We start from the raw sequence: 8,590 nt of genomic DNA on the forward strand, positions 1-8,590 counted from the left end.
AGGCTTTCGATATGCTCGACGATCACATTTTTCACCAACACACGCTCACCCATTGCAGCGGCAGCGGCCAGGTATGTCCCTGCTTCGATGCGATCAGGTATCACGGTGTGTCTGCAGCCATGCAAGCTTTCCACGCCTTCGATCCGGATGATATCCGTACCGGCTCCGCGGATTTTCGCTCCCATGTTGTTCAACAAGATACAGACATCAATGATTTCCGGCTCTTTGGCCACATTTTCAATGATTGTCCGTCCTTTAGCTTTGACCGCCGCCAAGATGATGTTGATGGTCGCTCCGATCGAAACAACGTCAAGATAAATGCGGTCGCCCTTCAGCCCTTCTTCCGGTGTAGTCAGGTAGATGGCACCCATTTCATTGCGCACTGTCGCACCCAACGCCTCGAAACCTTTGATGTGCTGATCGATCGGTCTTGGGCCCAAGAAACAGCCTCCAGGCAGCCCGATGACGCCTTCGCCAAATTTCGAAAGGATGGCTCCCATGAAATAATACGACGCACGTAAGCTTTTGATTTTTCCGGTAGGCATCGGAATGGAAATCATGTTGGTCGGATCGATCGTGACGATGCCCTCATCCTCATCAAAAGACACTTCTACGTTGAAGTCCTCAAGGATATCAATAAGGGAGTGCACATCCTGAATGTTAGGGATGCCTTCCAAGATGACTGGGGAGTCCGCCAATATGGCAGCCGGAATCAGCGCAACCGTACTGTTTTTCGCTCCGCTGATGGTGATTTCACCGTTCAACGGTTTATTCCCCTCTATAACTAATTTTTTCATAAAAAAGCCTCACTTCATGTGTAGTTGCCGAACGACAAATCGCTCGGAAATAAATGGAATCGCTCGCACGTTTTTCTTTCCACAAGAAAAACGGTGCTACGATACCTAAATAACATTATTTTTAGTTTCATTCGATTGTCGGTTGATCACCTACAATTCTAACAAAAATACAGGGTCCATTACTAGTTTTTTTATGCAGACGTCTGCTTTCCGCTATATTTCTCAATTTGATACGGCCGAACAGCGCAAAAAGATGACAATCATGCCTCCATCACGCTTCAATTGAAGACAACTGTCCTTATCTTATGGTCTTATGGTAACACAAACTCAGGAATATATGGAAAATGAGGCGCCAGTATACATGCGTAGGGGAAAAAATAAGTACAAAAAAGGAGATCCGGGACATAGGTCCCAGACCTCCTCGAAGATCGTTTGATTAAATTAAGCTTTGTTGCTTGAACCGAAGATTTGCATTCTTTCTTTAACAACTTTAACGATAGCTTCTTTACCAGGTCCGATAACTTTACGAGGATCGTAAACGTTAGCGTCTGTAGCTAATTTTTCTCTTACAGCAGCTGTAAAGACTTGTTGGCATTCAGTGTTCACGTTGATTTTTGAATGTCCGAACTCGATAGCTTTTTTGATTTGGTGTTCTGGAATTCCTGAACCACCGTGCAATACTAATGGTTTGTGAGTCAATTCAGAAATTTCTTTCATCTCTGCAAAACCTAATACAGGTTCGCCGGAGTAAGGTCCGTGTACAGATCCTAAAGCAGCAGCCAATGCATCGATACCTGCCTCAGTTGTCATGCGTAAGCATTCAGCTGGGTTAGCGTATTGAATTCCGCCAGTGATTCCGTCTTCAGTTCCGCCAACAGTTCCAACTTCAGCTTCAACAGAAGCGCCTTTAGATTTAGCATATTCCACTACTAATTTAGTTTGCGCAATGTTTTCGTCAATAGAATAATGTGATTTATCGATCATTACAGATGAATAACCAGCATCGATAGCAGCTTTACAGTTTTCAAAGCTTGTACCGTGGTCTAGATGCAATGCTACAGGAACAGTGATATTCATAGTTTCTAATAAAGCATTAGTCATAGCTGCAACAACTAAATGTCCACCCATGTATTTAGCAGCGCCTTCAGAAACACCTAAGATAACTGGTGAGTTTTCTGCTTGAGCAGCCTCTAATACAGCTTGCGTCCATTCAAGGTTGTTGATGTTGAATTGTCCTACGGCATACTTTCCTTCTAACGCTTTGTTTAACATATCTGTCATACTTACTAAACGACTCATTCTTGTTGCCTCCTTGGAATCCATTGGTCTATATTTCTTACAACACACCTATTTTAGCAGAAACTGAAAATATTTACTACCTTTTCAGTCAAACATGATCATTAAAATACAATATCAGTCAAGTGGGGAACCGAACGTCCCGCTTATTTGCCTGCGTTTTCCAAAGAAGCAGCGATAAATCCATCAAAGATCGGCTGCGGTCTGTTCGGACGTGAGATGAACTCAGGATGGAACTGGGCAGCAATATAGAACGGATGGTTTTTCAATTCCACAATCTCCACCAAGCGTTGATCCGGGGATACGCCTGAGAAGACCATGCCTTTTTCAGCCAGGATTTCACGATAAGCATTATTGAATTCATAACGATGGCGATGACGTTCTTGAACCATATCAGCATTGTTATAAAGTTTCTTAGCCAACGTGCCTTCCTTCAACTCGCAAGGATACAGACCTAAACGCAATGTGCCGCCCATCTCATCGATGTTTTCTTGGTCAGGCATCAGATCGATGATGTTGTTTTTGCAATTCGGATTGGTTTCAGCTGAATCCGCGTCTTCCAAACCGACAACGTTACGAGCAAACTCGACACAAGCCAATTGCATACCCAGACAGATACCGAAGAACGGCACATTGTTTTCGCGTGCGTATTGGATGGCAGCGATTTTGCCTTCGATGCCTCGGTCTCCGAATCCACCTGGAACAAGGATTCCATCCGCAGTAGCCAAGTGCTCTTGCGCGTTCGCAGTAGTCACTTCTTCCGCATTGATCCATTGGATGTCGATTTCCGTATTGTGCGCATAACCGGCATGCTTCAATGCTTCAGCCACAGACAAGTAAGCATCCTGCAGTTCCACATATTTTCCGACTAAAGCGATTTTGGTAGTCTTTTCAAGACTTTGGACTTTTTCGACCAAGGCTTTCCAATCCGTCATATCGGCTGGAGGCAGATCGGACAGGCCAAGATAATCGCAGACGATTTGATCCATGTTCTGTTCCTGCAGCATCAAAGGAATTTCGTACAATGTCTCTACATCACGGGATTCGATGACCGCTTCAGGTTTCACGTCACAGAAGGATGCCAATTTGTTTTTGATATGTTGTGGCAATGGCATTTCTGTACGCACAACCAAGATGTTCGGTTGGATACCCAGGCTGCGCAATTCTTTAACGCTGTGTTGTGTCGGCTTTGTCTTCAATTCGCCGGCAGCGCGCAAATAAGGGATCAAGGTCGTGTGGATGTACAGCACATTTTCAGCACCGACTTCCATACGCATTTGACGCAAGGCTTCCAGGAATGGCAAGGATTCGATATCCCCAACGGTTCCGCCCACTTCGGTGATGACAATATCCGAATCAGTCGTTTCACCGGCACGCATAATTTTTTCTTTGATTTCATTCGTGATATGCGGGATGACTTGGACAGTAGCCCCTAAATAGTCCCCTTTGCGTTCTTTACGGATGACTTCGGAATAAACCTTTCCGGTCGTCACATTTGAATATTGATTCAGGTTGATGTCTATGAAACGTTCATAGTGGCCTAAGTCCAAATCGGTTTCGGTGCCGTCATCAGTGACGAACACTTCCCCGTGTTGGTAAGGACTCATCGTGCCTGGATCCACATTGATGTAAGGGTCGAATTTTTGGATCGTGATCTTCAATCCACGATTTTTCAGCAAACGTCCCAAAGACGCCGCAACGATACCTTTACCGATTGAAGATACTACCCCACCTGTTACAAAAATATACTTAGTCATTTTTTTCTTCCCCCTGTTTTTAAATGTGCAAAATGATATCCGAAGGATTCTCCAACGCTGCAATAAAAAAAATAAAGCTCCCTGTTCTTAAGAACAGGGAGCCGTAAAAATTCAACGTATACTTTCCAAAAAGAATTGCTTTTTGGGAGCCCAATGAAGATGATACATCCAATTACATAAGGTGTCAAGAAAGAATTCGATACAGGGGAATGATTACTCCTCTTCGTCCTTTTCTTCCGCGACGAACTCTTCTTCATCTTCGAACTCTTCTTCATCTTCAAGATCTTCCTCTTCGATGATCAAGGTCAGGTCTTCTTCGATGCCACTCGTGATGTCATCATCGTCATCCGTGATATCCACAGCGTCAACATCATCGACTTCATCCTCATCCACATCGATTTCTTCGTCTTCATCAGCAACGTCGATATCTTCCGGATCGTCATCATTATAATCGATCACATCATCATCATCTTCTGATGTAGCGAATGCATTCAACTTCTTGCGTTTCTTGCGGCGGACTTTCACTTCATCCTCATCGATACTGGAAAGAATCTCTTCATCGATTGAATCAATTGGATACCATGAACGCAATCCCCAACGATTTTCTCCTAAAGAAATAAAGCTGCCATCAATGTTCAAGTCAGTGTAGAAACGTGTCATCTTACTTTCCAATTCTTCTTCCGACATTTCAAGATAGTCCTGTATCTGAACCAATAATTGGTTAAAGTCCAGTACGTCACCGTTTTCTTCGAAAATTGCGTGTGCAACTTCTATCATTGACAATTCGTTTTTGCTAGTACCATCTAATTGCTTCAATTTCAATGGTGTCACGTCCTTTCAAAAGTTTACTCTTAATCATACAATACTCAGGTGGTAAATTGCAATTCAATTCGATAATCTCCCAATTTTTGTTCGTTCATTTGGAGTTCGTAATGCAAGGTAACTTTTCCGGCAAACGGCTTTTCCTTGAATTCCAGCAACATTTCATGGGTGATCGTTTCGATTTCCATCAGTCCGGCCGGCGTCGGAAGCATAGCCATGCCTTTTCCTTCTGCATCGAAGGTCATGCGGCTCGTCTGTTCCATTCTGCGGATGATCGTCATTTTCCCTTCACGGGACAATTTGAAAGTGACCGGTACATCTGTTTCGGCTTCGATATAGCGCAGATAGAGCCATTTGCCCATTTCCACGATTTGACCCATTCCTTCATATAGGAAGCTTTCCTGCTCCCCTTCTTGCTTCACCAGCGTTTCCAATTGGAACTCGATGGGCATTCCTTCTTTTAAAGACAAGCTTTTCCACCTCATTGACCTTCGTGCTGAAGCCTTGCGGCCGCACGTGTTTTTCAAGTACAGTATAGCGGTACAAATAAGCGCTGGTCAATCATTTACGGGCTGATTTTCCAAAATGCGAAGAAATCCTGCCTTTCGCTGCAATTCACCGTCAAATCTTTCCTGAACTTTGCTATAATGGGAGCAGAAACAGCCACAAAGATAAGGAAACGACTATGACAAGCCATTTAAAAAACAACATTTATCATATCTATGACACGGCACAGGGGGCATTCGGAACCGATCCCCTCTCGCATTTCGCGCTGGGCGATGCTTTGATCAGGTTGGTCGGGAACGCTGAAGCTCCGGCAGCTCTGCATTTTTGGCCGATGGAAAAGCTGGTCATCCTCGGCATGATGGACACGCGCCTGCCCCATCTGGAGGACGGCTTGCGTTACTTGCGGAGCGTCCCTACCGGTATCGTCGTCCGCAACGCCGGCGGATTGGCTGTCGTAGCCGATGAAGGGATCCTGAATTTCTCACTGGTTCTTCCCGAAACCGACAATGCCAAACTCACAATCCATGACGGTTATGTCCTCATGAAGGAGCTGGTCGAGCAGACTTTTTCCGATTCCGAACAGGTGATTGAAGCTTTCGAAATCAGCGACTCCTATTGTCCGGGCGACTTCGACCTGAGCATCAACGGCAAAAAATTCGCAGGCATCGCGCAGCGCCGTTTCAAAAACGGTGTGGCCATCATGATCTACATGAGCGTGAACGGCGATCAGCAGCAGCGCGGGGAAATGATCCGCCGCTTCTACGATGAGAGCCTGCAAGGCGAAGAGACCCGTGGGCATTTCCCGGCCGTCGACCCCGCGTCCATGGCAAACTTGGCGGAATTGCTGGGCAAACCGTTGACGGTAGCCGATGTAAAACAGCGGATCCTGTCCGTCTTCGCCAGCAACGGCAATACGCTCCTGCCAGGGGAATACACGGAGCATCTGATGTCGGAGTATGAAACGGCTTATGCGAAAATGAAGAAACGCAATGAACAAGTCAATCAGGAACAACAGTCCTAAACGGAATGACAGAAAGAGGCGATGCGATTTGAGTACACACTACACCGCGGAATTATTGCCGAAAGAAAAAGTATTTCGTGACCCGGTACACGACTACATCCATATCCAATACCGGATCATCATGGACCTGATCAATACACCTGAATTCCAGCGTTTGCGCAGGATCAAGCAATTAGGGACCTCTTCCTATACTTTCCACGGCGCCGAACACTCCCGCTTCAATCATTCTTTGGGAGTCTACGAAATCGCCCGCCGCATCTGCGATAAATTCGTCCGGAATTACCCCAGCAAAGAGACTGGGGACGGCCTTTGGGATGATGGGGAACGGCTCGTGACGCTTTGCGCCGCTTTACTGCACGACATCGGCCATGGCCCGTTCTCGCATACCTTCGAAAAAATATTCGATACGGACCATGAAGCCATCACAATCGAGATCATCACCTCCCCTGATACAGAAATCAACCGGATCCTGCAGCAGATCGGACCGGATTTCCCGAATCAGGTTGCCGCCGTCATCGCCAAAACCTACGATAATCCGCAAGTTGTGCAGCTGATTTCCAGCCAGATTGATGCGGACCGGATGGATTATCTGCTGCGCGACGCCTATTATTCCGGCGTCACTTACGGCAATTTCGACCTGACGAGGATCCTGCGTGTCATCAGACCTTACGAAAACGGCATCGCCTTTGACATTTCCGGCATGCATGCGGTGGAGGATTATATCGTCAGCCGCTATCAGATGTATATGCAGATCTATTTCCATCCGGTTTCCCGCGGCATGGAGGTCGTTCTCAGCCATCTGTTGAAGCGCGCGAAGGATGTCTATTTGGATGAACAAGCCGAATTCCGCCATACCGCCACATTCCTGACGCCGTTCTTCAAACAGACATGGACGCTGAAAGATTACCTGCGTTTGGATGATGGCGTCCTGACGACCTACTTTAACCATTGGCTTGATGAAAAAGATCCGATTCTGAACGATCTGGCCCATCGCTTCGTCAACCGCCACCCTTTCAAATCGGTCCGCTACACAAAAGGACGCGATGATGCTACACTGGAACGCATGAGTGCACTCGTTGAGCGCATGGGCTTCAACAGGGACTACTATACTGCAGTAAACAACAGTTATGATCTGCCTTATGATCTGTACCGGCCATACCAGGCCACCACCAGGACCCAGATTGAGCTTGTCCAGAAAAATGGCAGTTTCCTGGAGCTTTCGCAAGCAAGTTCGATCGTATCGGCTTTGACGGGCAAGGTCCGCGGGGATGAACGTTTCTACTTCCCGCGCGAAATCACCCACAGCGACGAGGAGGCGGGCATCAATCTGTTCGAGTCCCTGTCGCAGGAATTTTCAACCTTTTTCGAGAACGATGAAATTTTACCACCCCAACAAACAGGAGGCACACTATGAACATCAAATTAATCGCCATCGACATCGACGGCACATTGGTAGACCCGGAGTTCAAAATCACCCCGGATGTAAAAGCAGCAATTACGGAAGCGCGTGAACAAGGCGTCAAAATCGTGCTCTGCACCGGCAGACCGTTCCCGGGAGTCAAACGCTACATCAAAGAATTGGATTTGGATCAGGATGAAGATTACGTCATCACCTACAACGGGTCTTTGGTGCTGTCCACCGCAACAAATGAAGTGCTTGTTTCGCACACGTTGGATTACAGCGACTTCGTCAGAATCAACGAATTGGCCGATAAGTTCAACGTACACACGCACGGAATCGACAACGAAGCCATCTATACCGCAAACAAAGACATCAGCATCTTCACGACACGCGAGTCTTTCATTACGACGATGCCGATCCGCTATCGCTCATTGGCTGAATTGCCGGAAGATAAACTGTTCACGAAAATCATGTTCATCGACCAGCCAGAGCTGTTGGATATCTTGATTCCAGCGATTCCAGCGCAGTTCCATGAAGACTATGTGATTGTCCGCAGCGAACCGCATTTCCTGGAAGTGCTGAACAAAGATGCCGGCAAAGCCAGCGCTTTGGTCGAATTGGCTGCATTATTGAATATCGAAGCGGAAAATATCATGGCCATCGGCGACAACGAGAACGACCTGAGCATGATCGAATACGCAGGCGTCGGCGTCGCGATGGGCAATGCCGTCGACAAAGTGAAGGATGCTGCGGATTTCATCACCAAATCAAACGCTGAAAGCGGCGTGGCGCATGCAATCAGAACTTACTTGAATAAATAAACCGGAAAAAGGTATGCATGGGGCTGTCTCATATCGAGATAGCCCCATTATTTTAATTACGCGCGAAGCAGGTGCCTGATATGGACAATCATTCTGCAGGGTTCGGGAAAACCCTCTTAAAGATAAGGAAAAACAAACATTATTCCCAACAATATATGGCGGAAAAC

The 8,590-nt window shown here is 46.6% G+C and carries 8 protein-coding genes; 3 read left to right on the forward strand and 5 right to left on the reverse strand.

The genetic code is table 11. The features are described from left to right. The 5 genes from WBV27_RS00175 to WBV27_RS00195 all read right to left on the reverse strand — a co-directional run. Window positions 1-797: UDP-N-acetylglucosamine 1-carboxyvinyltransferase (locus WBV27_RS00175; RefSeq protein ID WP_424198379.1), on the reverse strand; the 797-nt coding region annotated here is incomplete at its 3' end. A gap of 441 nt (window positions 798-1,238) precedes the next feature. Next, the gene (gene fba / locus WBV27_RS00180) at window positions 1,239-2,096 is read right to left on the reverse strand and encodes a class II fructose-1,6-bisphosphate aldolase (RefSeq protein WP_424198381.1); all 858 of its coding nucleotides are present in this window, start codon (window positions 2,094-2,096) and stop codon (window positions 1,239-1,241) included. Window positions 2,097-2,239: 143 nt separating this feature from the next. Then, entirely contained in the window at window positions 2,240-3,850 is a 1,611-nt protein-coding gene (locus tag WBV27_RS00185) for a CTP synthase (RefSeq protein WP_086628980.1), read from the reverse strand. A 213-nt stretch (window positions 3,851-4,063) separates the two neighbouring features. After that, window positions 4,064-4,672, reverse strand: coding sequence for a DNA-directed RNA polymerase subunit delta (gene rpoE, locus WBV27_RS00190; protein ID WP_424198383.1), 609 nt, complete (start codon window positions 4,670-4,672; stop codon window positions 4,064-4,066). Window positions 4,673-4,716: 44 nt separating this feature from the next. Next, a complete protein-coding gene (locus WBV27_RS00195; RefSeq protein WP_424198385.1) occupies window positions 4,717-5,142 on the reverse strand; it encodes a DUF1934 domain-containing protein in 426 nt (141 codons plus the stop codon). A 215-nt stretch (window positions 5,143-5,357) separates the two neighbouring features. On the opposite strand from WBV27_RS00195, the gene WBV27_RS00200 reads away from it, so the two are divergent. From WBV27_RS00200 to yidA, 3 genes are read left to right on the forward strand one after another with little or no spacing between them, the layout of a single operon-like run. Continuing rightward, on the forward strand, window positions 5,358-6,200 hold the full coding sequence (locus tag WBV27_RS00200; RefSeq protein WP_424198387.1) for a lipoate--protein ligase family protein: 843 nt from the start codon (window positions 5,358-5,360) through the stop codon (window positions 6,198-6,200). A gap of 28 nt (window positions 6,201-6,228) precedes the next feature. Beyond that, window positions 6,229-7,614, forward strand: a complete 1,386-nt coding sequence (locus WBV27_RS00205) for an HD domain-containing protein (protein ID WP_424198389.1) — start codon at window positions 6,229-6,231, stop codon at window positions 7,612-7,614. After that, window positions 7,611-8,423 carry a sugar-phosphatase gene (yidA, locus tag WBV27_RS00210; protein ID WP_424198391.1) on the forward strand — a complete coding sequence of 271 codons (813 nt, stop codon included), beginning with the start codon at window positions 7,611-7,613 and terminating at the stop codon, window positions 8,421-8,423. Before WBV27_RS00205 ends, yidA begins: the two co-directional genes overlap by 4 nt. The last annotated feature ends 167 nt before the right edge of the window (window positions 8,424-8,590 follow it).

It is taken from the genome of Trichococcus sp. (genome assembly GCF_049589555.1).
Classification (GTDB): domain Bacteria; phylum Bacillota; class Bacilli; order Lactobacillales; family Aerococcaceae; genus Trichococcus.